The sequence below is a fragment of the Aquabacter sp. genome, from assembly GCF_965279295.1.
Classification (GTDB): Bacteria; Pseudomonadota; Alphaproteobacteria; order Rhizobiales; family Xanthobacteraceae; genus Aquabacter.
The window spans coordinates 121,443-146,805 of the sequence record NZ_CBDIHQ010000017.1; the positions used below are offsets into that span (position 1 = coordinate 121,443).

Annotated in this window: 22 protein-coding genes; 10 read left to right on the forward strand and 12 right to left on the reverse strand. The window is 65.4% G+C overall.

What is annotated here, in order from left to right; translation table 11 throughout:
* Positions 1 to 26 precede the first annotated feature (26 nt).
* The 3 genes from ADADO0_RS15280 to ADADO0_RS15290 are packed head-to-tail and all read right to left on the reverse strand — an operon-like array spanning position 27 to position 2,528.
* Complete coding sequence (locus tag ADADO0_RS15280; protein ID WP_511306034.1) at positions 27 to 410, reverse strand: PCC domain-containing protein; 384 nt, start codon at positions 408 to 410, stop codon at positions 27 to 29.
* Positions 400 to 939, reverse strand: a complete 540-nt coding sequence (locus ADADO0_RS15285) for a PCC domain-containing protein (protein ID WP_511306035.1) — start codon at positions 937 to 939, stop codon at positions 400 to 402. Before ADADO0_RS15285 ends, ADADO0_RS15280 begins: the two co-directional genes overlap by 11 nt.
* Entirely contained in the window at positions 936 to 2,528 is a 1,593-nt protein-coding gene (locus ADADO0_RS15290; RefSeq protein WP_511306036.1) for an acyl-CoA synthetase, read from the reverse strand. The genes ADADO0_RS15285 and ADADO0_RS15290 overlap by 4 nt, the downstream gene beginning before the upstream one ends.
* Before the next feature lie 249 nt (positions 2,529 to 2,777).
* Here ADADO0_RS15290 and ADADO0_RS15295 point away from each other — a divergent pair, with 249 nt between their 5' ends.
* On the forward strand, positions 2,778 to 3,797 hold the full coding sequence (locus ADADO0_RS15295; RefSeq protein WP_511306037.1) for a TRAP transporter substrate-binding protein: 1,020 nt from the start codon (positions 2,778 to 2,780) through the stop codon (positions 3,795 to 3,797).
* Positions 3,798 to 4,239: 442 nt separating this feature from the next.
* Here ADADO0_RS15295 and ADADO0_RS15300 read toward each other — a convergent pair whose 3' ends face one another.
* A complete protein-coding gene (locus tag ADADO0_RS15300) occupies positions 4,240 to 5,262 on the reverse strand; it encodes an NAD-dependent epimerase (RefSeq protein ID WP_511306038.1) in 1,023 nt (340 codons plus the stop codon).
* A gap of 212 nt (positions 5,263 to 5,474) precedes the next feature.
* Positions 5,475 to 6,110 carry a TetR/AcrR family transcriptional regulator gene (locus ADADO0_RS15305; RefSeq protein WP_511306039.1) on the reverse strand — a complete coding sequence of 212 codons (636 nt, stop codon included), beginning with the start codon at positions 6,108 to 6,110 and terminating at the stop codon, positions 5,475 to 5,477.
* Between the two features lie 301 nt (positions 6,111 to 6,411).
* Here ADADO0_RS15305 and kce point away from each other — a divergent pair, with 301 nt between their 5' ends.
* The 8 genes from kce to ADADO0_RS15345 all read left to right on the forward strand — a co-directional run bounded on the left by kce (position 6,412) and on the right by ADADO0_RS15345 (position 13,942).
* Positions 6,412 to 7,344, forward strand: a complete 933-nt coding sequence (kce, locus tag ADADO0_RS15310) for a 3,5-dioxohexanoate:acetyl-CoA acetone transferase (protein WP_511306040.1) — start codon at positions 6,412 to 6,414, stop codon at positions 7,342 to 7,344.
* Positions 7,345 to 7,453: 109 nt separating this feature from the next.
* Positions 7,454 to 8,728 (forward strand): amino acid ABC transporter substrate-binding protein, encoded by a 1,275-nt coding sequence (locus tag ADADO0_RS15315; protein ID WP_511306041.1) that lies wholly within the window; start codon positions 7,454 to 7,456, stop codon positions 8,726 to 8,728.
* 174 nt (positions 8,729 to 8,902) lie between these two features.
* Complete coding sequence (locus ADADO0_RS15320; protein WP_511306042.1) at positions 8,903 to 9,778, forward strand: branched-chain amino acid ABC transporter permease; 876 nt, start codon at positions 8,903 to 8,905, stop codon at positions 9,776 to 9,778.
* Positions 9,775 to 10,764, forward strand: coding sequence for a branched-chain amino acid ABC transporter permease (locus ADADO0_RS15325; protein ID WP_511306043.1), 990 nt, complete (start codon positions 9,775 to 9,777; stop codon positions 10,762 to 10,764). The genes ADADO0_RS15320 and ADADO0_RS15325 overlap by 4 nt, the downstream gene beginning before the upstream one ends.
* Entirely contained in the window at positions 10,761 to 11,483 is a 723-nt protein-coding gene (locus ADADO0_RS15330; RefSeq protein WP_511306044.1) for an ABC transporter ATP-binding protein, read from the forward strand. Before ADADO0_RS15325 ends, ADADO0_RS15330 begins: the two co-directional genes overlap by 4 nt.
* The gene (locus ADADO0_RS15335) at positions 11,473 to 12,207 is read left to right on the forward strand and encodes an ABC transporter ATP-binding protein (protein ID WP_511306045.1); all 735 of its coding nucleotides are present in this window, start codon (positions 11,473 to 11,475) and stop codon (positions 12,205 to 12,207) included. Before ADADO0_RS15330 ends, ADADO0_RS15335 begins: the two co-directional genes overlap by 11 nt.
* Positions 12,208 to 12,254: 47 nt before the next feature.
* Complete coding sequence (locus ADADO0_RS15340) at positions 12,255 to 13,211, forward strand: cyclase family protein (RefSeq protein ID WP_511306046.1); 957 nt, start codon at positions 12,255 to 12,257, stop codon at positions 13,209 to 13,211.
* A complete protein-coding gene (locus ADADO0_RS15345) occupies positions 13,208 to 13,942 on the forward strand; it encodes an SDR family NAD(P)-dependent oxidoreductase (protein WP_511306048.1) in 735 nt (244 codons plus the stop codon). The genes ADADO0_RS15340 and ADADO0_RS15345 overlap by 4 nt, the downstream gene beginning before the upstream one ends.
* Before the next feature lie 104 nt (positions 13,943 to 14,046).
* On the opposite strand, the gene ADADO0_RS15350 is transcribed toward ADADO0_RS15345, so the two are convergent.
* From ADADO0_RS15350 to ADADO0_RS15380, 7 genes are all read right to left on the reverse strand, one after another.
* On the reverse strand, positions 14,047 to 14,754 hold the full coding sequence (locus tag ADADO0_RS15350) for an SDR family oxidoreductase (RefSeq protein ID WP_511306049.1): 708 nt from the start codon (positions 14,752 to 14,754) through the stop codon (positions 14,047 to 14,049).
* A 65-nt stretch (positions 14,755 to 14,819) separates the two neighbouring features.
* Positions 14,820 to 16,247, reverse strand: coding sequence for an aldehyde dehydrogenase family protein (locus ADADO0_RS15355; RefSeq protein ID WP_511306050.1), 1,428 nt, complete (start codon positions 16,245 to 16,247; stop codon positions 14,820 to 14,822).
* On the reverse strand, positions 16,244 to 18,772 hold the full coding sequence (locus tag ADADO0_RS15360; protein WP_511306051.1) for a branched-chain amino acid ABC transporter ATP-binding protein/permease: 2,529 nt from the start codon (positions 18,770 to 18,772) through the stop codon (positions 16,244 to 16,246). The genes ADADO0_RS15355 and ADADO0_RS15360 overlap by 4 nt, the downstream gene beginning before the upstream one ends.
* A complete protein-coding gene (locus ADADO0_RS15365; RefSeq protein ID WP_511306052.1) occupies positions 18,769 to 19,647 on the reverse strand; it encodes a branched-chain amino acid ABC transporter permease in 879 nt (292 codons plus the stop codon). The genes ADADO0_RS15360 and ADADO0_RS15365 overlap by 4 nt, the downstream gene beginning before the upstream one ends.
* 80 nt (positions 19,648 to 19,727) lie before the next feature.
* The gene (locus ADADO0_RS15370) at positions 19,728 to 20,999 is read right to left on the reverse strand and encodes an ABC transporter substrate-binding protein (RefSeq protein ID WP_511306053.1); all 1,272 of its coding nucleotides are present in this window, start codon (positions 20,997 to 20,999) and stop codon (positions 19,728 to 19,730) included.
* Positions 21,000 to 21,128: 129 nt separating this feature from the next.
* On the reverse strand, positions 21,129 to 21,500 hold the full coding sequence (locus tag ADADO0_RS15375; protein WP_511306054.1) for a cupin domain-containing protein: 372 nt from the start codon (positions 21,498 to 21,500) through the stop codon (positions 21,129 to 21,131).
* Between the two features lie 103 nt (positions 21,501 to 21,603).
* Positions 21,604 to 23,400 carry a thiamine pyrophosphate-binding protein gene (locus tag ADADO0_RS15380; RefSeq protein ID WP_511306055.1) on the reverse strand — a complete coding sequence of 599 codons (1,797 nt, stop codon included), beginning with the start codon at positions 23,398 to 23,400 and terminating at the stop codon, positions 21,604 to 21,606.
* 249 nt (positions 23,401 to 23,649) lie between these two features.
* Here ADADO0_RS15380 and ADADO0_RS15385 point away from each other — a divergent pair, with 249 nt between their 5' ends.
* Complete coding sequence (locus tag ADADO0_RS15385) at positions 23,650 to 25,308, forward strand: FAD-dependent oxidoreductase (protein WP_511306056.1); 1,659 nt, start codon at positions 23,650 to 23,652, stop codon at positions 25,306 to 25,308.
* Positions 25,309 to 25,363: the final 55 nt, after the last annotated feature.

Here is a 25,363-nt window from a genome sequence, read left to right on the forward strand (position 1 = left end):
TTTCTCCTGCCGTGTGGCCGTGGGCGTCAGCCGCCGATCCATTCCTCCAGCGCGACCTCGAACGTGACGCAGACCGGGTTGCGCCCGGCGACAAAAGTCCCTCCGAACACGCGCCCGTCCGCGTCCGAAACCGTCCCTGAAAGGCGGGCGCGGGGCACGCCGTCGATGGTGCGGACCTCGCCCATCAGGGTCAGGGTTTCCACGGCCGCGCCTGAGACCATCACGCGCCGCCCACCGAGTGTTTCCAGGCACGCCTCGGTCAGGCTGCCGAGGCTGCCGCGCACCAGCGCCGCCGCAAACCCATGTTCGGCGCAGATCGCCTCGATGGCGTCGACGAGATCCTCATTTGGCCGCACCCGGCCGTAGAGCAGCCGGCCGGTGCGGCCGGCTTCCGGGACATCAGCGAGCATAAGCTGTTTCCCTGGCCCTGGGATGGAAGATCGACATGGCGGTCTCGGCGTCAAAACGCTGGGCGATGGAAAGGGCGGTGAAGGCGCGGGCATACACAATCGGCGGGTCATCGCCGGCGATGGCCTCGTGCGGGAGGAGATGGCCGCCGAAGGGCAGGCCATCGGCAGCGAACAGCAATGCGTGGCAGTGGATCAGCGGCTTGCCCTCCAGATCGAGGCCCAACGCCCCGCCCGCTCCGATTACACCCGCCGGCCCGGCTGGGATCGGAACGGAATAGCGCGCCACCTGCGGGCCGTCCGGGTTGGGGGCGGCGATGCAATAGGCAAGGCTGGCGAACGTGCCGCCGGTGAGTGTGAAAGCGGCGGATTGGGCGCCAACTGCATGAAGGGCACCCACCAGCCCCTCATGCAGGGAGCGGCCCGGCATCAGGGGGAACCGGAAGGCGCGCGCTCCGGCCTCGTCCAGGCTTTCCCTGCGTTCCGGCGTGACGGGACCGGGATGGACCAGCAGACGCAGCGGCGCGTTCACGCCGAGCGCTCCTTCGCTTTTGCGGCGGGGGCATCGAGCGGCAAAAGTCCGCGCTCCTCGAGCGCCTCGCGCACCATCTTCTTGGTGATCTTGCCATAGGCGGAGCGAGGCAGCGCGTCCCACACGAACACCCGCTTCGGCAGCTTGTAGCGGGAGACCTTGCCGTCCAGGAAGGCGAGCACGTCGGCCTCGATCACCTGCGCCCCGGCGCGCGGCACGCAGACCGCGACGCCGACTTCGCCCCACATGGGATCAGGCACGCCGAGGATCGCCACTTCCGCGACGGCCGGGTGCTGAAGCACCTTCTCCTCCACCTCGCGGGGATACACGTTTGAGCCGCCGGAAATGTACATGTCGGACGCGCGGCCGGTGATGAAGAGGAAGCCCTCCTCATCCACATGGCCGAGATCCCCGGTGCGGAACCAGCCATTGCGGAACGCTTTCGCATTGGCCTCGGGGTTGTTGTAATAGCCCGCGAACACCGCGAGGCCGGCAACGCAGATCTCGCCCGTGGCGAACGGCGCGACTTCTTCCCCGGCATCATCCTGGATCTGCACCATCATCCCCGTGCGCTCGAACCCGCAGGTGCCGAGTTTCACCTGCGGTCCATCGTCGGGCTGGTGAAGCGCCGGGGGCAGGACGGTGATGTTGCCGGTGACTTCCCCAAGGCCGAAATACTGCACCAGAACCGTGCCGAGCTTGGCCAAGGCCCGCTTCTGGTCCTCCCGATACATCGGCGCGCCGGCATAGATCACGTAGCGCAGCGAGGAATGGTCGAATTCATCGACGCTCGGATGCTCGGTGAGCAGCTTGGTGATGGTGGGCACGGTGAAGAGATTGGTGATGCGCCATTGCTCCACCAGCCGCCAGGCTTCCGCGACATCGAAACGCTCGGACGGCATCAGCACGGTCTTCACCGCGCGCGCGGTCTGCACCAATTGGTGGATGCCCGCGCCATGGGAGAGCGGGGCGACCACCAGGGAGGCGTCCTGCTCCGTGGTGCCCGGCATCAGGTCGCACAGATGGTTGGTGATGACGAAGCCCATCTGTCCGTGGGTGAGCACCGCCGCCTTCGGGCGACCGGTGGTGCCGGAGGTGAAGAAAAACCAGCAGGGGTCGTCATGCTCCACGTCGGCGGTCTTCGGCCGTTCGCCAAGATGGGCCGCGACGATCTCGTCATAATCCTCACCAAACGGCGCGGCGCCGATGGAAATGACGCTTGCGATGGAGGGCGCATCGCGCCGCGCCGCCGTCACATGGTCCGGGAAATCCGCGTGGCAGATCATGGCTGCGGCACCGGAGGCCTGCGCGAGATAGGCCACCTCGTCCGGGGTCTGGCGGAAATTGGTGGGCACCCACACGGCGCCGATGCGGAAGCAGGCGAACATGCTCTCGAACATCTGAAGGCAGTTCTTCGACTGCACCAGCACCCGGTCGCCCTTGCCGAGGCCACGCGCCAGAAGGCCGGCGGCCATGGCATCGACGCGCGCATCCATCTCGCGCCATGTAACCGTGAGGGCGTCGTGCACGAATGAGATGTCGTTAGGGAAGCGTCGTGCCGCCTGCCGCAAGACGTGCGCGAGATTCATCACCCGCCTGGAGCACGGGGCGATGCCCCCTTTCGGCGCAGTGGGCATCGCGCTTCCTTCCCTTGGATCCATTTTGTGGACCTTATACTTAAGTTGAGCGAGATCGCCGACGACAAGTTCGGGGCGAGACTGTATCTCTCTGCGAACAACCCCCACAAGGGGGCGATGAAAAGCCATCAATAAGGGTCCGCAAACGGACCTGGGCGAGGAAGCCGGCCCGTTCGCGGGTTGTCAAAGGAGGAAGAAATCATGTCTTTGAGCCGTCGCACCCTGCTGAAGGCCAGCGCCGCGTCCGTCCTCGTCGGCAGCGTTGCCGCGCCGTTCGTGGCCCGCGCGCAGACCGCGGAATTCTCCTACAAATACGCCAATAACCTGCCCGTCTCGCACCCCATGAACGTGCGCGCGAACGAGATGGTCGAGGCGATCCGCAAGGAAACCGACGGCAAGGTGGACATCAAGGTGTTCCCCTCCAGCCAGCTTGGCGGCGACACGGACATGCTGAGCCAGCTTCGCTCCGGCGGCATCGAGTTCTTCACCCTCTCGCCGCTGATCCTCTCGACCCTGGTGCCCAATGCCTCGGTGAGCGGCATCGGCTTCGCCTTCCCGGATTACGACACCGTATGGAAGGCCATGGACGGCGATCTCGGCGCCTATGTGCGCGGCCAGATCGCCAAGTTCGGCATCGTTGCCATGGACAAGATCTGGGACAATGGATTCCGGCAGGTCACCACCTCCACCAAGCCGATCGAGACCGCCGCCGACTTCAAGGGCCTGAAGATCCGCGTGCCGGTCTCCCCGCTCTGGACCTCCATGTTCAAGGCGTTCGATTCCGCTCCGGCTTCGATCAATTTCGCCGAAGTCTACAGCGCGCTTCAGACCAAGGTGGTGGACGCGCAGGAAAATCCCCTCGCCATCATCGCCACGGCGAAGCTCTACGAAGTGCAGAAATACTGCTCGATCACCAACCATATGTGGGACGGCTTCTGGTTCCTCGCCAACCGCCGCGCGTTCGAGAAGATGCCGGAGAACCTGCGCGCCATCGTCGCCAAGAACGTCAATGCGGCGGGCGAGAAGGAGCGCGCGGATGTGGCCACGCTGAACGCCAATCTGCGCAAGGAACTGACCGCCGGCGGGCTGGCCTTCAACGACACCAAGGCCGACAGCTTTCGTGACCGCCTGCGCGCCGCCGGCTTCTATGCCGAGTGGAAGGGCAAGTTCGGCGACGAGGCCTGGTCGCTGCTGGAGAAGTATTCCGGCAAGCTCTCCTGAGGGCGGACATCTCCTTATATTTCCTCGTTCCTAGCAGCGACCACTGGGTCATTCCCTCCCCCGCAAGCGGGAGAGGGTTAGGGAGGGGGAATGGTGCGAATGGCTGGGGGTGGAGCGTCTCGTCCGGCTCCTGCCCCCTCCCCAGCCCGGAGCTCTGCGAAAGGGATCTGGCAAACTCCCATGGTTCGTTAGGCGCAAAGGCCGGGCTGTTTCCACCTCTCCCCGAGGGGAGAGGTCGGCTGCGAGGCAGCCGGGTGAGGGGGCTCCGACATTTCAGGACTGGAACGGGTTGTCCCCCTCACCCCAGCCCTCTCCCCCTCGGGGAGAGGGGGCATGCCGCAGTCACTCGACACCCAGCACCAATCCCCCGCCTGCCCCCTCCCCAGCCCTCCCTCGCAAGCGGGAGAGGGAGCGACCGGGCGAAGCGGCCGGCTCTTAGAACTCAGACCCCGTAATAGCCCCGGTACCAGTCGACGAACCGCGCGACGCCCTCGCGCACCGTGGTGGTGGGGCGATAGCCGACCGCCTGCATCAGGGCGGATACGTCGGCGCGGGTGTCCATGGCATCGCCCGGCTGCGCGGGCAGCATCTCTTTGATGGCGGGGCGTCCCAGGCACGCCTCCAGAACCTCAATATATTCCATGAGGTTCACCGGCGCTTCGTTGCCGATGTTGAAGATGCGAAACGGCGCGTTGGAGCTTGCGGGGTCCGGCTTTTCCGCATTCCAGGCGGGGTCGGGCGCCGCGATCTGGTCGCTGGCCCGGATCACGCCCTCGGTAATATCGGCCACATAGGTGAAATCTCGGGTGTGCTCCCCGTTGTTGAAGACCGGAATGGGTTCGCCGGCGAGAATGGCGCGGGTGAACTTGAACAGTGCCATGTCTGGCCGTCCCCACGGCCCGTAAACCGTGAAGAAGCGCAGGCCCGTGGTCGGCAACCGGAACAGATGGCTGTAGGCGTGCGCCATCAATTCGTTGGCCCGCTTGGTGGCGGCATAGAACTGGAGCGGATGGTCGACGCCGTGATGCTCGGAAAACGGCATGTGGGTGTTGGCGCCGTAGACACTCGAGGTCGAGGCGTAGGTGAGATGGGCCACGCTTTTGTGCCGGCAGGCTTCTAGGATGTTGGTGAAGCCCACGATGTTCGAGGCGACATAATCCTCGGGGTGGGTGATGGAATGACGGACGCCGGCCTGAGCGGCGAGGTGGATCACCCGGTCGAAGCGATGATCGGCGAAGCAGGCCTCCACCGCCGCCTTGTCGGCGAGGTCGCCGCGCACGAAGCGATAGGTGCCGGCGCTCGCGCGCGCGGTGGCGTCGAGATCGGCGAGGCGGGCTTCCTTCAGGCTCGGGTCGTAATAATCGTTCACGACATCGAAGCCGACCACGTCATCGCCCCGCGCCAGCAGGGCCTTCGCCGTGTGGTAGCCGATGAAACCCGCGTTACCCGTCACCAGAATCTTCATGTCACAAGGCGCTCATTGTCGCCGGCAGCATAAGCCGTTCCGGCACTCCGCGTCTGGATACGCTGCGCGGGGCTCGCGGCCAAGGGGGCGCGATGGGGGGCGGCCAAAGGGCCGGCGGGGAAGTGGACCCTGGGACAGGGGGGCCGGCGCGTCATGGATCGCCGCCACGCCCGCAAGCGGGGAGGGCGATCGGTATCACGCCTCGCGCAACCTCACGCGTCGGGGAGAGTGGGGGCTTTGCGTGGGCGGGGAGCGCTGGGCTTCGCGGGCGCATCGCCGGCGGCGACGTGCTGGAACTCATTGAGGAAGCTGGCGACGATGCGCGCCACCATGGCTGGCTTGTCTTCCATCACCGGCAGGCGGTGGATGTGTTTGCGCACGAGATAATAGATGAACGTGGAATGCAGGTGCCACGCCAGTTCGGCTTCGATCGGCTCTATGACACCCTCTTCGGGTAGATCCCGGTAGACCCGCAGTTCCCGGAGGATGATTTCCAGCAGCCGGCCCACATGGCTCTGGATGTAGCGGGCGATAATGTCGTGGCCGGCGAGGCTCGCGTACAGAGAAACGCGAATCCAGTGATACTCGTCGACGGCGGCGAAATAGGAGAGGTAGAAGCGTTCGATTCTCTCCGGCAGCGGCACGCTGCGGTCGCGCAGGCCGACCTCCCAGGCGCGCGACACGCGCTCCAGGAAGACCTTCTGGTACACCTGTTCCACAAGATGCTGCTTGGTGCCGAAATAGCGGAAAATAAGGCCCTGGGAGACGCCGATACGCTCCGCGAGATCCTTAGTTTGGGCCTCGAAACCGTGCTCCGCAAAGAATTCCACGGCGGCGTCAAGGATCATGCGCTCGCGCACGCTGGGATCGAGGCGGGTGCGAGGGGAAGAGGGGCGATTGGCGGCAACTAGACGGGCCGGTTTCTTCCGCGCCAGCGCAACGGTTTCTTCCGCATCCGGTTCTTGCGCTTGCCTTTCTTCCGCTTGCCTGGCTTGTGTCTGTTTCTTCAATCCGTCCTCCGGCAGGCTGCCGCGAATGGGCCTCGTCTGATCGTTTAGACCTCCCTGTCGCTATTGACAATCGACTCAATATGTATTGAGCTTCTGATCAATAAGGCGGCGAGGACAGCCGTCGGATAGGGAGAGACCGTTGGCAAAGACCCGCAAGGTGATCATCACCTGCGCCGTTACGGGCGCGATTCACACCCCCACCATGTCGCCGTACCTGCCGATCACGCCGGACGAGATTGTCACGGATGCCCTGGCTGCGGCCGAAGCCGGCGCCGCCATTCTCCATCTTCATGCCCGCGACCCCGAGAACGGCAAGCCCGATCAGCGGCCTGAAGCTTTCGCGCCGTTCCTGCCGCGGATCAAGCAGGCCACCAACGCGGTCATCAACATCACCTCCGGCGGCAGCCCCTACATGCGGGTGGAGGAGCGCGTGCTTCCCGCCGCGACCTTCAAGCCGGAAGTCGCCTCGCTCAACATGGGCTCCATCAATTTCGGGCTTTACCACCTGCTCGATAAGTACAAGGACTTCAAATACGACTGGGAGCGCCAGCATCTCGAGAACACGCGCGATCTCGTATTCCGTAACACCTTCAAGGATATCGAATATATCCTTCACACCTTGTACGATAACGGCACGCGCTTCGAGTTCGAGTGCTACGACATCGCGCATCTCTACAATCTCGCGCACTTCATGGATCGCGGGTTGGTAAAGGCGCCGTTCTTCGTGCAGTCGGTGTTCGGCCTCCTGGGCGGCATCGGTCCGCACCCCGAGGACGTGATGCACATGAAGCGCACCTGCGACCGCCTGTTCGGCGACCAGTATCGCTGGTCCGTGCTCGGCGCCGGCCGCAACCAGCTTCCCATCGCCGCGATGGCCTGCTCCATGGGCGGCAACATCCGCGTCGGTCTCGAGGATTCGCTGTGGGCCGGGCCGGGCAAGCTCGCCACCTCCAATGCGGACCAGGTGCACCTCGCCCGCCAGATCATCGAGGGCCTGGGCCTGGAAGTCGCGACGCCCGACGAGGCGCGCGAGATCCTTCAGCTCAAGGGCGCCGACAAGACCAATATCTAAAGACCACACGTAACGCCGCCGGGCGCGAGAACGCGCCCGGCGGTTTTCAAAAGAGCGGAGCGAAAAGCCCGTCAATCGGCCGAAACAGGCCATCTGGGAGGAAGAACACATGAGTTTCCTGAGAGGGATGACACGACGCGCGGCAGTCGCCGCACTCGCAGCCGGGATGGCGCTCGCCAGCCTGCCGGCATTCGCGCAGCCCGCACAGCCGCCGATCCGCATCGGCATGGGCATTGCGCTCTCCGGCGGCCTCGCGGCCTTCGGCAAGTCGGTGCTGCTTGCGATGCAACTCTGGGCGGAAGACCAGAACGCCAAGGGCGGCCTGCTCGGCCGCAAGGTTGAGCTGGTATTTTATGACGACCAGTCCAACCCGGCCACCGTCCCTGGCATCTATGCCAAGCTGATCGACGTGGACAAGGTGGAACTCGTCGTCTCCGGCTATGCCAGCAGCCAGATCGTTGCGGCCATGCCGACCGTGATGCAGAAGAAGAAGGTCTTCATGACCCTCTTCGGTCTCGCCGCCAACGACAAGTTCAATTACGACCGCTACTTCCAGATGCAGCCGAACGGGCCCGACGCGCAGGCCGAGTTCTCCAAGGGCTTCATCGAAGCGGCCATGTCCATGAACCCCAAGCCGCAGACCATCGCGCTGGTGGGCGGCGACGCGGAATTCCCCTCGATCGCCCTCGCCGGCGCTCGCGAGAACGCCAAGAAGGCGGGTCTCAAAATCGTCTATGACCGGACCTATCCGCCGAACACCATCGAGTTCGCCTCGGTGGTGCGCGCCATCAAGTCCACCAATCCGGACGTCGTGTTCCTCGCCTCCTATCCCCCGGATTCCGCGGGCATGGTGCGGGCGGTGCGCGAGGTGGGCCTCGACAATGTGAAGATGTTCGGCGGCGGCCTCATCGGCCTTCAGTCGGCCGCGTTGAAGACCCAGCTCGGCGCCTCCCTCAACGGGGTGGTTGGCTACGACCTCTACGCTCCCGAGCCCACCATGAAGTTCCCCGGCGTCGAGGACTTCCTGGTTCGCTACCGCAAGGAAGCAGACAAGCAGGGCGTCGATCCGCTCGGCTTCTACATCGCCCCGCTCGCCTATGCGGAATTGCAGATCCTCGGGCAGGCGGTGGAAGCGACCAAGTCGATCGACGACGCCAAGCTCGCCGAGTACATCCACAAGACCGAGTTCAAGACCATCGGCGGCGACATCAAGTTCCAGGAACGTGGCGAGTGGGCGACCCCCCGCATCCTCTGGGTGCAGTATCAGGGTGTCGTCGGCAACGACCTGGCGCAGTTCAAGGAAGCCGGGCGGCAGGTCATCATCTACCCCGACAAGTTCAAGTCCGGGTCGCTGAAGTACCCCTTCTCCGCCGCTTCCAAGTAGCCTCGAACGGAGGCCGCGGCTTCGAAGCCGCGGCCTCCGGGCCAAGGCGACACCTTACATTACCGATGCTTCGGGCGATGACGCCCGGAGTTTGCCCGCCACCTTGCACCAGGGCGGACGACCGGCCGCGCCCATCGGGCTGCGCCGCTGCGTGTCGCCAAACCGGGGACGGACATGGACTTCAGTTGGGATCTGCTGCTGAACGCAGTGGCGTCCGGCATTATGCTCGGGGGCTTTTATGCCGCCGTGGCTGTCGGCGTCACCATCGCGTTCGGCATGCTTGATATTGTGAACATCGCCCATCCGGCGTTCATGATTATCGGCTCGTTTCTCGCCTATCTCTCGATCAACACCCTCGGGATCGACCCGTTTCTGTCGGTGTTGGTGTTCGCGGTGGGCGGCTTCTTCGTGGGCCGGGTGTTCTATCGCGGCTACTATCACTTCTTCGAGCGGCGCGGGGATGACTCGCTCCAGGGGCTGGCCTTCTTCTTTGGCGTCATGTTTATCGTCGAGATCAGCCTGGTGCTGATCTTCGGTGTGGACTACCGGCTTATCGATTTGCCCTATCTCGCCAAGACCTACGAGATCGGGTTTGTGCAGATCCCGCTGCGTCTCGCCGCGCCCTGCGTCGCCGGCATCGCGATGCTGGTGGCGATCCAGCTCTATCTCTCCAAGACCTTCACCGGCCGGGCCATCCTGGCGGTGGCGCAGGATTTGGAGGCGGTGCGTTTCGTCGGGGCAAGCCCGATCCACACCAAGGAGATCGCCTTCGGCATCGCGGTCGGCAGCGCCATCGTCGCCGGCATGCTGCTGATCGTGATCCAGTCGGTCGAGCCATCGATCGGACGCGAGTTCATCGGCCGGGCCTTCGCTATCTGCGTTCTCGGCGGCATGACCAGCCTGCCGGGCACGCTCATCGCGGCCATGATCCTCGGCATCGCCGAGACCATGACCTCCACCTTCCTTGGACCGTCCTGGTCGCCGGCTGTCGCCTTCGGGCTGCTGCTGCTGACCCTCGCCTTCAAACCCGCGGGGATCCTCGGCCGATGACTGCCATCCATCCCACCGCCATGCCGGTGCCGCGCCGCAAGGCGAAAGCCTTCAGCGTGCCGATCCTTGTGGCCGGCATTGTCCTGGTCGCCCTGGAATTGCTGTTCGCCCCTCGGGTGAGCGAGTATTACTTCCTGGTGGCCTACATCATCTTCCAGTACGTGGTGCTCGCCACGGGCTGGAACATCCTCGGCGGCTACGCCGGATATGTGAACTTCGGCACCGCCGGGTTCTTTGCGGTGGGGTGTTACACCACCATCGCGCTCGAAAAGCTGGTCAGCCTGCCGCTACCGATCGCCATGTTGGCCGCCGGCGTGACCGCAGGCCTGCTCGGGCTCGGCACCGGGTATCTGACGCTGCGCCTGCGCGGGGTGTTCTTCTCCATCGCCACGCTCGCTCTGTCGGTGGTGCTGCAAACGCTCATCGTCAACTGGAGTTTCGTCGGCGGCTCGCGTGGCACTTATATGCTGCGGCCTGACGCGGTGGCGCCGTTCGTGTCCTACGTCCAGTACCTCATGGTGCTGATGACCGTGCTCGCCGTCGTGGCTGTCCTGGTCGCGGTGGCGGTGGAGCGGTCCTGGGTCGGCATGGGGCTCGCGGCGATCCGCGACGACGAACTCGCCGCCGAGGCAAGCGGCGTTCCGGGGCTGCGCCTGAAGCTGCTGGCGACGACGCTGTGCGGTGCACTCATGGGCATGGCAGGCGCGCCCTTCCCCTATTTCATCACCTATGTCGACCCGCCCTCCGCCTTCTCGCTCGCCATCGCGGTAAACGCGATCGCGATGCCGCTGATCGGCGGAACCGCCACCTGGTGGGGGCCGGTGGTGGGCGCGGTGCTGCTGGGCACCACCCAGCAGGTGCTCACCGTCACCATCTCCTCGGCCGCGAATCTCTTGATCGTCGGCATCCTGCTGGTGGTGTTCGTGACCCTCGCGCCGACCGGCGTGGTCGGGCTGGTGCGGGCTTATCGGGGGAGGCGGTCATGAGCGGCCCCATCCTTGAGACGCGCGGCGTCACCAAGCAGTTCGGCGGCTTCACGGCGCTGGACAATGTGGACTTCTCGATCGCGCCGGGCGAGCGGGTGGGGCTAATCGGCCCCAACGGCTCAGGCAAGAGCACCTTCGTCAATTGCATCACCGGGGCGCTGACGCCGGAACGCGGGGCGATCCTGTTCGAGGGCGATGCCATCACCGGCCTTCCCGCATGGCAGCGGGCGCGGCGCGGTCTGGTGCGTTCGTTCCAGATCCCGCGCCCGTTCAAGAAGCTGAGCGTGATCGAGAATGTCGTGGTGCCCCTGCGCTTCGCCCTCGCTCATCCCCCGGAAGGCGGCAGCGAGAAGCGGGCGCTGGAAATCCTGGAAAGCATCGGCCTCGGCGCCAAAGCCTATTGGGCGCCGAAGGATCTCAGCCAGGTGGAGTTGCGCAAGCTGGAGCTGGGACGGGCGCTCGCCGCCGGCCCCCGGCTGCTGATCGCGGACGAAGCCATGGCCGGCCTCTCCGACAGCGAGGTGGACGAGATCGTCGAACTGCTGGAGCGTCTCAACGGCGAGGGCATCGCGGTCATCCTCATTGAGCACATCATGCGCGCCGTCTTGCGGTTCTCGCAGCGCATCGTGGTGCTGGTGGCCGGGAAAAAGATCGCCGATGGCGATCCCGAGGAGGTGATGCGGCACGCGGACGTGGAAAGGGCTTACCTTGGCCAATAGCATCACCATAGAGGGCCTGCACGCTGGCTATGGCGCCGTGCGGGTGCTCACAGGCATTGATCTGCAGGTGCGCTCCGGCGAGACCGTCGCCCTGCTCGGCACCAACGGCAACGGCAAGAGCACGCTCATCAAATGCGTGACCGGCCAGGTCCGGCCCACCCAGGGCACGGTGCGCGCCACCATCGACGGGGTCGAGTACGATCTCGTGGGGCGCCCCACCGAGGAGATCATCGGCCTCGGCATCGCCATCGTGCCGGAAGGCCGGCGCCTGTTCCCCAAGCTGACGGTGGAGGAAAATCTCCTCCTGGGCGCGTTCCGCACCGCCGCGCGCGGCAAGCGAAACGAGAGCCTCGCCTTCTGCTACGAGGCGTTTCCGCGCCTCAAGGAGCGCCGCGTGCAGCTCGCCGGCTCCATGAGCGGGGGCGAGCAGCAGATGCTCGCCATCGGCCGCGCGCTGATGACCCTGCCGAAAATCCTGCTGGTGGACGAACCCTCGGTCGGCCTCGCGCCGATCCTGGTGGCGCGCACCATCGACACCATCGCGGAGATGAAGCAGCGGCTCGGCCTGACGGTGCTGATGGCCGAGCAGAATTTCCCCCAGGCGATCCGCATCGCCGACCGGGGCTATGTGCTGGTGCATGGGCGCATCGCGCTCTCCGCCGACGACCCGCAATCGCTGAAAGACAGCGACATCGTGCGCAAGCTTTACCTCGGCGGTGCCTAGCGCCGCTTTCAGCCCTGACCAGACGTTAAAACAAAAGGAAGAGACCGATGGACATCAATGTTGGCAAGAAGGCGATTGCCGAAGCGACCGAGAAGCTCTCGAATTGGGGCCGTTGGGGCAAGGAAGACGAAATCGGGACGCTCAATCACGTCACCCCGGAGCATATCGTCGCCGCCACCAAGCTGGTGAAGAAGGGCAAGTCCTTCGCGCTGGGCATTCCGCTCGGCGCCAGCGGGCCCCAGAACGGCCTGTTCGGCGGCCGCTGGAACCCCATCCACACCATGCTCGCCACCGGCACCGACGCCATCGCCGGCCGCTTCGACGAGACCAATAAGATCCGCTACGCGGACGACGCGCTCAACATGCCGGTGCAGGCCGCGACCCATTGGGATTCGCTCGGCCACGTCTTCTACGAAGACAAGATGTACAACGGCTTTGAAGCCAAGCTCGTGGACTCGGGCGGCGTGCACAAGAACGGCATCGAGCACACCCGCAACAAGATGCTCGGCCGTGGCGTGCTGCTGGACGTCGCCCGCTTCAAGAAGGTCGAATATCTCGAAGACGGCTACGGCATCTCCAACGACGAACTGGACGCCGTGGCGAAGGCGCAGGGCGTGACGATCGGCAAGGGCGATTTCGTCATCGTCCGCACCGGGCAGATGGAACAGCGCCTGAAGAGCGGCAATTGGGGCGGCTACGCCGGCGGCGATGCGCCCGGCGTCAAGTTCGAGAATTGCTACTGGTGCCAGGAGAAGGAGGTCGCCGCGATCTGCTCCGACACCTGGGGCGTCGAGGTTCGCCCGAATGAGACCACCGAGGTGTTCCAGCCCTGGCATTGGGTGGTGATTCCGGCCATGGGCTTGACCATGGGCGAAATCTTCTTCCTGAAGGAATTGGCCGAGGATTGCGCCGAAGACGGCGTGTATGAATTCCTGTTCGTCGCTCCCCCGCTGATCATCACCGGCGGCACGGGTTCGCCGATCAACCCGCAGGCGATCAAATGAGCGGCGTATTGGATGGAAAGATCGCCCTGGTGACAGGGGCCGGCAAGGGCATCGGGCGCGCCAGCGCCCTCGCCCTTGCCGGGGCGGGCGCGCGCGTCATCGCGGTGGCGCGTACTCCCGACGATCTCGCCAGCCTGGAGCGTGAAGCTCCAGGCCAGATCGAGTCCTGGATCGAGGATGTGCGGGGCGATGCCTTGCCGAACCGAATCCGGGCGCTGAAGCGGCTCGACGTCCTGCTGAACAATGCCGGCACCAACAAGCTGCAATATGTGCTGGATGTGGACGACGAGACACTCGACATGCTCATCGCCCTCAACATCCGCGCCGCCTTCAAGGTGGCGCAGGCTGCGGCGGCGGTGATGGTGGCCCAGGGCGGCACCGGATCCATCATCTCCATCTCGTCCCAGGTGGGTCATGTGGGCGGTCCGCGCCGCACGGTCTATTCCATGACCAAGCACGCGATCGAGGGCATGACCAAGTCCATGGCTATCGATCTCGCGCCCCACAAGATCCGCGTCAATGCGGTGGCCCCCACCATCGTCGAGACGCCGATGACGGCGCCGTTCTTCGAGGACCCGGCCTATCGCGAAGCGGCGATGGCGAGCATCCCCCTCAAGGAGGTGCTGAAGCCCGAGGATGTGGCGGCGGCGGTGCTCTACCTCGCCTCTCCCGGCGCGCGCATGGTCACCGGCTCCAGCCTCAGGGTGGATGGCGGCTCCACAGCGATGTAGTGGGTTCAGACGTTCAGAGCGCGCTCACAAGAGATGCGCGCTCAAAGGCGCCCGGAAACGGGCGTAACTGGGTGGCGGCTCGGGGGCGGGCCGCCACCCATTTTTTAGACCAGCCCGCCGTTCGGCTGAACGATCTGGCCGTGCACCCAGGACGCCTTGTCGGACGCGAGGAAGGTGACGACGGCGGCGATCTCCTCCGGCTTTCCCACCCGATTGAACGGGCTCATCGCGGCCGAGCGGCCGATCATCTCGTCGGTCTTGCCGGCGCGGAACAGGTCGGTGTCGACCGGGCCGGGCGCCACAGCATTCACCCGCACGTTGCGCGGGGCCAGTTCCTTCGCCATCGAGCGCACCAGGCTCTCCACCGCCGCCTTGGTGGCGCTGTAGGGGCCGATGCCCGGCGCCGCATGGCGCACCAGCGAGGTTGTGAGCGCGATGATCGCCCCGCCGTCCGGCACCTTGCGGGCTGCCTCGGCGAGGATGTTGAAGGCGCCGACGATGTTGACTTCCACCAGCCGGCGGAAATTCTCTGCTGGGAACTGCGCCAGGGGAGCACCGGGCACATTGATGCCGGCGTTCGCGACCACCACGTTCGGCGCGGCGCCGAAATCCTTCTCGACCGCCGCGAAGGTGGCCGCCACGTCGGCGGCATCTGCGATGTCGGCGCGATAGGCGCTGACACCTTCGGGCGTCACGCCGGCATCGTTCACATAGGTGTAGGCCACACGGTAGCCGTCCGCGACGAGCGCCGTCACGCACGCGGCGCCGATGCCGCGCGAGCCACCGAACACAAGGGCAATTTTCCCAGCCATTCCAAATCCTCGGTTTTTGCGGCCCCGCTCCCGGCGGGGCCGCAGGTGTCACTGCGTAAGCAAGGTCACTGCGTCGAAATCGTGATGACCCGTTCCTCGGTCATCTCGTGAACCGTGTAATAGGGCCCCTCACGCCCAAAGCCGCTGTCCTTGGAGCCGCCATAAGGCATGAGATCGACACGCGACGAGGAGGTCTCGTTGATGTGTACGCCGCCCACCTCCAATTGCTCGGCGGCTTTCAGCGCGTCCAGCAGGCGGTTGGTGAAGATGCCCGAGGCCAGTCCGTAGGGGGTGGCGTTCACCCGCGCAATAGCCTCATCCAGCGTGTCGAACGGCAGGATGCAGACCACCGGCCCGAAGATCTCGCAGCAGCCGACCCGCATGGAGGGATCGACGCCCGTGAGGAGTGTGGGGGGCACCACCGCTCCGGCGCGCGCGCCCCCCACCAGGCGCGTTGCGCCCGTCGAAACCGCTTCCTCGATCCAGCCTTCTATGCGGATCGCTTCCTTCTCGCTGATGAGGGGGCCGACCTCGGTGGCGGGATCGTTGGGGTCGCCGAACTTCAGCGCCTTCACCATGCCCGTGAGGCGCTGGGTGACGTCGTCCAAGATGCTCCGGTGCACGAGGAGCATCTGCACCGAGGTGCAGACCTGCCCGGCCTTGCGATAGCCGGCGCCGGCGACTTTCGGCAGCGCCTTTCCAAGGTCTGCGTCATCGCAGAGGATGGTGAAGGCGATGGAGCCCAGTTCCATCTGGGTCCGCCGCAGCCCCGCCGCGCGCTGGATGGTGCGGCCGACCTCCGTGCTGCCGGTGAAGGCGAAGAAGCGCAGCCGCTCGTCCGTCAGCATGGCATCCGTGATCTCGCCCTTGGTGTGGACGAGGGAGAGGAAGCCGGGGGCGACGCCTGCCTCCACCAGCACTTCGCAGAGCAGCAGCGCCGTGATGGGCGTCGCGCTCGCGGGCTTCAGCACCACGGCATTGCCCGAGGCAATGGCTGGGGCCACCTTGTGGGTCACGGTGTTGAGCGGCGAATTGAACGGGGTGACGGCGAGCACGACGCCGAGCGGCACGCGCAGCGTGAAGGCAAGACGCCCGGCCTGGCGCGGCGCGCCGGAGATGGGGATGACGTCGCCGGTCAGCCGGCGGGCTTCCTCGCCGGAAATCTTCAGGGTCTGGATGGCGCGCGTGACTTCGCCATTGGCATCGCTTTGGGTGAAGCCGGCTTCCGCCTGCATGGCGTGCACGAAATCCTCGCGCCGCTGCTCCAGCAGGATGGCTGCCCGGTCGAGCACCGCGCCACGGTCGTAAGGGGTCGGGACGCCGGCCCGGAAGGCGGCCTGGGCGGTGTCGATGGTGTGCGTCACCTGGGCGAGCGTGGCGCTGGCGAAGCTGGTGAAGGGCGTGAGTTTGTATTTGTCGAGAACGGTGATGGTCTCACCTGCGCCCGCCGTCCAGCGGCCGTTGATGAGCAGGGCATTTTCGCGTCGGGTCATAGCCAGAGAATTTCCTTGCGGTAGTCGAGATTGGTGAGGAGTGGTTCCGCCACCCCTTCGTGGAACACCGCGCCGCGCTCGAGTGCGAACACCCGGTCGGCGAGAGCGAGAACGAGATCGAGATTGTGCTCGACGATGAGGATGGGCAGCTCGCGCCGGAGCTGGTCGAACACCCGGAACAGGTCCTCGATGACCGCCGGCGCCAGTCCCTCGAACGGCTCGTCGAGCAGCAGCAGGCGCACGTTGCCGGAGAGGGCACGGGCGACCGCGAGCATCTGCTGCTCGCCGCCGGAGAGATAATCGGCTGGGGTGGCGAGGCGCGCCTTGAGCACCGGGAACATCTCGAAGATGCGGTCCTCGCTCCAGACCGTGCCGGTGGAGCCGTCGGTCTTGCGGGCGAGGCGGCCGAGCGCGAGGTTCTCACGCACGCTCATGCCGGCGAACAGCCCGCGTCCTTGGGGCACGTAGCCGATGCCGAGACGTGCCACATCAGGCGCCGGCAGGCCCACCAGCTCCTGGCCGTCGAACACAATGCTGCCGGAGCGGGCGGGCACCAGCCCGGCAAGTGACTTCAACAGCGTGGACTTGCCGGCGCCATTGCGGCCCAGCAGGGCGACGATCTCGCCCTGGCGGATATCCAGCTTCACGTCGTTGAGGATGTGGCTCTTGCCGTAGAAGGTGTTGAGCGCGTCCACCTTCAGGATGGTGGGGCGCACACCGTCCGAGGCGCCGGCGCGGCCGACCACCGCCGGTGTGCCGGAGCCGGTGTAGACCTCCTGCACGCGGGCATCGTTTCGCACCTCTTCCGGGCTGCCGGTCATCAGCACCTCGCCCTGGTTCATCACCGTGACGCGGTGGGAGAAGGCGAGGATGCGGTCGATGTCGTGCTCCACCATCAGCACCGGCACGTTGGCGGCGATGGTGCAGACGAGGCGGCAGACGCGCTCTCGCTCGGCGGCAGCGAGGCCCGCGAGTGGCTCATCGAGCAGCAGCACCTGCGGCTTGAGGCCGAGCGCGATGCCAAGATCAACCAGGCGCTGGCCGCCGTAGGAGAGATCGCCGCTGCGGATGTCCTCGATGCCTTCCAGGCCGAGGAACTTCATCAATTCGGTGGTCTCCGCCTGCACCTGGCGGAAGCTGTCCACATCGCGCCAGATGTTGAAGCGGCCGGCATGGGTCGCCTGCACCGACAGGCGCAGGTTTTCGTAGATGGTGAGGCCGTTGAACAGCGAGGTGATCTGAAACGATCGGGCAAGCCCCTGCCGGGAGATGCGATGCGCCGGCCGGCCCGCCACCGAGCGCCCTTCGAGCTTGATGGTGCCGCTGTCCGGCCCGAACATGCCGGAGATAAGGTTGAAGGTGGTGGTCTTGCCCGCCCCGTTAGGTCCGATGAGGGCATGGATTTCCCCCCCCGCGACGGTCAGCGAAACGTCATTGACCGCGCGAATGCCGCCGAAATGCTTGGAGACATGAGAGACGTCCAGAACCGTGCCGGTGGGAATTTCCGGGCGCAGGAAGGCCGGCAGGGGCAGCCCCTCGTAAATCTTGCGCTTGCTCATGGCGGCGCCGTCCTGCGCCGGTGCCTTCCAGCGCCGCGCGATCTGCGCCCAGATGCCCACCAGCCCATCGGGCGAGAAGATGATGAAGCCGACGAACACCAGGCCGAACCAGAGCAGCCAGTTCGCGGTCCAGATCGATAGGAACTCGCGGAACAGGATGAAGAAGACGACGCCGAGCGCCGGCCCGAGGATGTTGCGCATGCCGCCGATGACGACGATGGCGAGGAAGGCGCCGGAGAGTGGCACCGAGATCGCCTCGGCCGAAACGATGTAGTGCAGGAACACTGAGAGACCGCCGGCAAAGCCTGTCACCACCGCCGAGATCACGAAAGCCGCCAGCTTGTAGCGGTCCACGGCATAGCCCTGGAACGTGGCGCGCAACTGGTTTTCTCGGATCGCCGCCAGCACATGGCCGAACGGCGACCGCTCCAGGCGCAGCATGAAATACAGCACGCCGAGGCCGAACACCGACATGAGGATGTAGAAGGCGAGCGCGTCGTCGAGGTTTATGCCCAGCAGCGTGCCGCGCTGCAGGCCGCCGAGCCCGTCCTCTCCGCCCGTCACCTCGGTCCACCGAAACGCAACGGTGTAGCAGAGCGCGGCAAGCGCCAGCGTGAGGAGCGAGAAATACACGCCTCGCCGGCGCAGGATCAGCGCGCCCGCCGCCGCTGAGACCAGCGCCACGAACACCAAAGCGAACAGCAGCGGCAGGAAGATCTCGCCGTGAAACCAGGTGCGCTGAGCGATGGCGGCGGCATACCCGCCAAGGCCGAACCAGGCCCCATGGCCGAACGAGGTGAGGCCGGTGGTGCCCACCAGCAGGTTCAGCCCAAGCGCGGCGATGGACAGGATCACCACCACGGTGGCGATATTGACGGTGAGGCCGATGGCCGGCAGCACGATCGGCAGCGCCACCACGGCGGCGAGGCCGATCAGCAGCGGGCGGGATTTGGCGAGAGCGCTCATTGCTCGAACTTCTCGATGCGCTCGCCCAGCAGGCCGCGCGGGCGCAGCAGCAGCACCAGGAACATCAGGACGTACATGGAGGCTTCGCCCGCCGCCGGCAGGAAGTGGATGGTGACGCCGCGCACCACGCCCACCAGCAGGGCCGCGAGCACCACGCCCCAAAAGCTGCCGAGACCACCGATGACCACCACCACGAAGGCCACCACCATGATTTCCGCGCCCATGGCCGGATGCACCGTGGTGATGGGCGCGAATAGCGCCCCGCCGAGCGCGGCCATCGCGACGCCGAGCACCACGATCGCGGTCATGTAGGGCTGGAGGCGGATGCCGAGCGCCGCCACCATGTCCGGCTTCTGCACGCCGGCGCGCACCACGCTGCCGAATGCGGTCTTGTTCAGCAGGAACCAGATGGCGGCCAGAACCACAGCCACGATCGCCAGCAGCAGCAATCGGTAACGCGAGAACAGGAAGTCACCGATCATCACCGGCCCCTTCAGTTCCGGCGGCAGGTTCACGGCAACGGGCGCGGCGCCCCAGATCATGCGGATGGCCTGCTCCGCCACCATAGCGAGGCCGAAGGTGACGAGCAGGCTGAGGATCGGATCGGCGCGATAGAACCGGCGCAGCAGGAACCGCTCGAATCCGATGCCGAGCAGCCCCACCGCCACCGGCGAGAGCACGACCGCCGCCCCGAAGCCGAGGCGGTCGCGGATTTCCATCGCGGCATAGGCGCCGAGCGCATAGAACGCGCCATGGGCGAGGTTCACCACGCCGCCGACGCTGAAGATCAGCGACAGGCCGAGCGCGATGAGAAGATAATAGCCGCCGAGCACGAGGCCGTTCAGCACCTGCTCGAACAAGAAGACGATTTCCATTCCCGGTCCGGTGCTCGCGAGGGCTGGAAGCGGACGGGCGGGGTGCGCCCGCCCGTCATCACGTCAGAGGTTGATAAACTTCAGAGGCTGCACGGGTTCTGTTCTCGGGTGGGGTAGATGCTTTCCAGCGGCTCATTCGGGTTCGGCACCGCGGCGCCGAGCTGGAGCATGTCCCACTTGTCCTTGATCTCAGCCTTCGGCTTCACCGTGAAGGGATAGGCCTCCTGGATGAGCTGGTGGTCCCAGGAGCGGAAATAGGCCTTGCGAGCCTTGAGGATGTCGAACTCGGCGCCCTTTTCCAGATAGGCCGCGATCACGTCGGTATCGACGGACTTGGTCTCGTTCATCGCCTGTGCGGTGAGCTTCAGGGTGATGTACTGGATCCAGGCGTGGTTCTCAGGCGGCTTGCCGTTCTTCTGGATGAACTTGGCGACGAACGCCTTGGAGCCGGGGGTATCCAGGGTGTGATACCAGACGGTGGGCCAAGTGCCGGACAGGTTGCCCTCGCCAGCGGCCCAGGCATCCGCCGTGTTCAGATTGAAGCCGACAATGGGGTAGGGCAGGCCGAATTCGGCGTATTGCTTGATGAGGTTGGTGACCTGGTTGCCCGCGAGGTTGGAGCACACCACGTCCGGTCGCGCCTGGCGGATTTTCAGCAGATAGGGGCTGAAGTCGGTGACGTCGGTGGCCACCAATTCGTCGCCCACCAGAATGCCGCCATGGGTGCCGAAGAAGGACTTGGCGGCGCGCAGCAGGTCATGACCGAACACGTAGTCGGCGGTGAGGGTGACGAATTTCTTGCCCTTCACCATGTTGTCGCGCAGCAGGGCGCTGCCCACCGCATTGACCATCACCGTGTTTGGGATGTCGATGCAGAACATATACTTGTTGCAGCTCTTGCCGCGCAGCGTGTCGGAGCGCGCGCCGATGGAGAGGAACAGGCGCTTGTTGCGCGCCGCCACCTGCGAAATGGCGAGCGCGGAGGCAGAGGAAATTTCGCCCATGAGGAGGGCCGCGCCGTCGCGGTCCAGCATGCGCTGGGCCTTGGTGGCGGCGGTGTCGGGATTGATGGAATCCTCTGACATGACCTGGATCGGCCGGCCCATGACGCCGCCGGCCGCGTTGATCTCCTCCTCGGCCATCTTGATGCCCAGCACGGCATAGCTTCCCAGGGCACCCAGGAACCCGGTCATGGGCGTGAGATGGCCGATCTTGATCGCGTCGGCCTGCGCCTTGACGATGGCGGGAAAGCCGAGAGTGGCGGCGGCGGTGAGGCCGGCGCCGAGCTTAAGGGTGTTGCGCCGGCTGATGGCCCCGGATACGGCTTCTCGTCCCTTGAAAGGGTCGTTCATGCTGTTTCCTCCCGGTTGGACGACTTCAGTCGTCTCTTCAGTTGAACAGGTCTTCAGTTGAACAGGCTTGGGTCCTGACCGGCCTTCGGCCACTTACGCAGACACCCGGATAAGCTTTGTACGCGCGGCTCAGTCGTCGCTGGGCGGCGTGGTGATGACGAGGAAGACGAGATCCACCAGCCCGCTGTTGGCGATATTGTGGGGGACGCCCGGCGGCAGGTAGATCACGTCGTGCTTGCGCACCAGATAGCTCTTGCCGTCGATCTCCATGAGACCTTCGCCGTCGAGCACATGGTAAATCTGCTCCTGCACCTTGTGGCTATGGACCGCCACATGCGCCATCGGCTGATACATGGAGATGCGATAATCCAGCAGCTTGGTCGGCGCCGTGCCCGGCTGAACCAGCGGCTTGGACAGCGCACCGCCGAAATGGTTCGGATATTCCAGCCACGGCACTTCCGCGATGTTGCGGATGGACCATCCGCCGTTGCCCTCGATCATCCTGTCCTCCCGTTTATTCTCTGCCGTTTATTGTCTGCCGTTTATTCTTTGCCGGTGGCTTCCAGAGCGCCCGCCGGTGCGGCGGGCGCTCTATGGGTCGGCATCATTTCGCGGGTACGAGCGGCTCCGGCGACCACGGCGCGCCGAAGGCGGGTTCGCGGAACGGGGTCGGCGGCAGGTGCCAGGTGCCGGTGGGCGGCGGGCGCACTTCGGCGTCCACATGCACGTCGAGCAGGATCGGCTTGTTGAGCGACACCGCGTAGGCGAGCGCGTCCTTGAAGTCCTCGGACTTGGTCACGGTGAGCCCCTCGACGCCGCAGGCGCGCGCCCAGGCCGCGAAGTCGGGGTTGTACGGCTTCTTGTTATCGCCGTGATAGAAGGCGGTGCCGTGCTCGCGGCCGCCAAACATGCCCATCTGGATGTCGCGGATCGAGGCCCAGGCGAAGTTGTTCCAGATCACCCACACCACCGGGATGTTGTACTCTACCGCCGTGCACAAAACGTGGGGCACCATGGTGAAGCAGCCGTCTCCGGCGATGGCGATGACCGGACGATCGGGCGCTGCGAGCTTGGCGCCGAGCGCGCCGGCCGCGCCGAAGCCCATGCCGGAGAATCCCCAGGAATTGAGGATGGTCTGGGGCTGACGGGCCTTCCAGAACTGCATGAACCAGTTGTGGTTGACGCCCACGTCGCAGCAGATGATGGCGTCGGGCGGCAGCACCGCCTCGCAATCCGCCACGATGCGCTCGGGGCGGATCGGAGAGGCGTGGATCGAGAAATTGGGGCGGATGAACTCTTCCCACTGCTGCGCCCATCCGGCGATCTCGGCAAGCCAGGGCGCGCGTTTCTCGCGCTGTCCCTGCATGTCCTGGGCGGCGGCGAGGATCTGGCGCAGGAAGGTGCGCGCATCGGCGAGGATGCCGACATCGGGGGGATAGTTGCGGCCCAGCTCGTCGGGGTCGACATCCACATGCACCAGCTTGGTGTGCGGGAAGTTCCAGGAATAGCCGGGAATCCAGGAGGAGGCGGAGCGATCGTCGAAGCGCGCGCCCACCGCGATCACCAGGTCGGCGTGGCGGCCCGCCTGGTTCGCCTCATAGGCGCCGTTGCGGCCGATGAAGCCCAGCGATAGGGGATCAACCATGTCGATGCAGCCGAAGCCGTTGGGCGAGGAGATGACCGGGATGCCCAGCGTGTGGGCGGCTTCGGTTATCTCGATGCTGGCTTCCGAGAGGGTGACGCCATGGCCGATGAAGAAGGCCGGACGCTCCGCGTTGCCGATCAACTGCATGACGCGCGCGATCTCGTCCTCTCCGGCGCCGGAACGCTGGGACAGATGGCGTGGCGCCGGCGGCGGCATCTCCACGTCGTCCTCTTCCTGGAAGACGTTGAAGGGTATGTCGATATTCACCGGGCCAGGGCGGCCGGACAGCATGGTTGTGGTGGCCTGACGCAGCGCCAGGGGCAGCATGTCCACGCGGGTGGGTTGGAAAGACCGCTTCACCACGGGGCGCAGCACGTTTACGAAGTCCGCCTGATAATGGCGGTTGATCTCTTGGAACGGGGAGCGGTTAAACTGCGAGGTGGGCACGTTCGCGGTAATGGCGAGGATGGCGGAACTGTCCGTCAGCGCGCAGGCGAGCGGCATTACGATGTTGGCCGAGCCGGGGCCGCAGGAGGTGAGGGTCGCCACCGGCTGGTGCTTCACGCGGAAATAGGCGTCCGCCATATGGGCCGCCACCTGCTCGTGGCGCGGCGAAACCAGAGTGATGCGATCTTTGGCTTCATAGAGCACATCGAGCATGCCAACATTGCCATGCCCGCAGATGCCGAAGACATAAGGGATATCGTTGTCGATGAGATACTCTGTGATGATCTCGGCACCCTTCATCCTGGGCATCTTCGGCGGTCTCCCTCTTCGGCGAACAATTTCGTCTTGCGCGGATGATTTCCCGCGCGAGGTTTCTCTAGCATTCAATCATACCGAATACGATCTCACAATATGAGCGACCGTTAAGTCGTTATTTTGCCCAAGCGCGCAAATTATATGATTGAAATCGTTAGATTTTTTGTAATTCGGCTTGCGCGCGGCCCTGATTCTAATATTGAAGCCCTGCATTTCATATTGAAAGAATAAATGGAGGGCGCCATGGCCCAGGCCGAAGCGGTCTATGACGTGATCGTGGTGGGCTCGGGTGCCGCCGGACTTGCGGCGGCAACCTTCTGCGCAGCCGCCGGGCTCGACGTGTGCGTCCTGGAAAAGGATCGGGCGGTGGGCGGCACCACCGCCATTTCCGGCGGCATGGTCTGGGTCCCCGATAACAAGCACATGCGCGCCATGGGCGGCTCCGACAGCGTGGCGCAGGCGGAAACCTATCTCGAAAGCCTCGGCGGCACTCCGACGGCGGTACGCCGCGCGGTGCTGGAAGCCGGGCCGCGCGCCATTGCCCTCCTCGAGGAACGCACCCAGGCGAAGTTCCGGCCGGTGAAAATCTACCCCGACTATTACCCGGACAAGCCCGGAGCCACCCTCGGCGGGCGCGTGCTGGAGCCCGTGCCGTTCGACGGACGCCGCCTCGGCGCCTGGTTCGCCCGTGTGAAGCCGCCGTTGCCGGCCTTCACCCTGTTCGGCGGCATGATGGTGGACCGCGCAGACATTCCCCACTTTCGCAAGGCGATGCGCTCCGTTCGCTCGTTTCTGCGCGTTGCGGAGCTGGCACTGCGCTATGGCTGGCAGCGCCTTTCCTATGCGCGCGGCACCACGCTTTATCTCGGCAATGCCCTCGTGGCGCGTCTCCTCGCCTCCGCGCTCGATGCCGGTGCGCGGGTGGAGACGGGCGCGGCCGTGACCCGGCTCGCGATGGCGGATGGTGGTGGCGTCGCCGGGGTCATCCTGGCGGACGGGCGCACCCTGTCGGCGCGCCGGGGCGTCATTCTCTGCGCCGGCGGCTTTCCGCACGGCCGGGACGAGGTTGCCGCGCATCTGCCCGCCAAGGCGCGCGCCTATTCCGCCGCGGACAGCGGCGACACCGGCGATGGCATCTGTCTCGGCCGCGCGGCGGGCGCTGCCATGGGCCTGCAGACGCACGGCAATGCCTTCTGGGTGCCGGTCTCGCTGCCCCCCGGCGCCCCGGCGCATCCCCACACCGTGACCGACCGGGGCAAGCCAGGCTCCATCATCGTCGATCGCCAGGGGCGGCGGTTCGCCAATGAGGCGCGCTCTTATCATCAGTTCGTGGAGGACATGCTGGCCGCTGATGCCGTGCCGTGCCACCTGGTCTGCGATGCCGGCTTTCTGTGGCGGTATGGTCTTGGCACCATCAAGCCCTTCGCCCTCTCCACCCGGGCCGAGGAAGCCTCCGGCTATCTTGTCAAAGGCGGCTCCCTGGCCGAATTGGCGGTTAAACTGGGGATAAATCCGGCCGGGCTCGAGAGCACGGTGGCTGGGTTCAACGTCAGTGCCGTGAATGGGGCAGATCCCGCGTTTGGGCGCGGCGCGGATGCCTACCAGCGGCATATGGGAGATGGTGCGCAACAGCCCAACCCCTGCCTCGCGCCCATTCTCCAGGCGCCGTTTTATGCCGTGACATTGCATCCCGGCACGCTTGGGACAGCCGCGGGCCTGCAAACCGACGCCGCGGCGCGGGTGCTCGATGCCGGCGGCCAGCCGATTCCCGGCCTCTTCGCTGCCGGAAACGATGCGAATTCGGTGATGGACGGCACCTATCCCGGACCCGGCATCACGTTGGGGCCGGCTCTGACGCTTGCATTCCTGGCATCCCAGGCGCTTACGAACGGGCACAAATGAGTGGCGGTTTGACTGGCCGCTGGCTTGGGTGTCTCATAATGTGAGATGAACATGC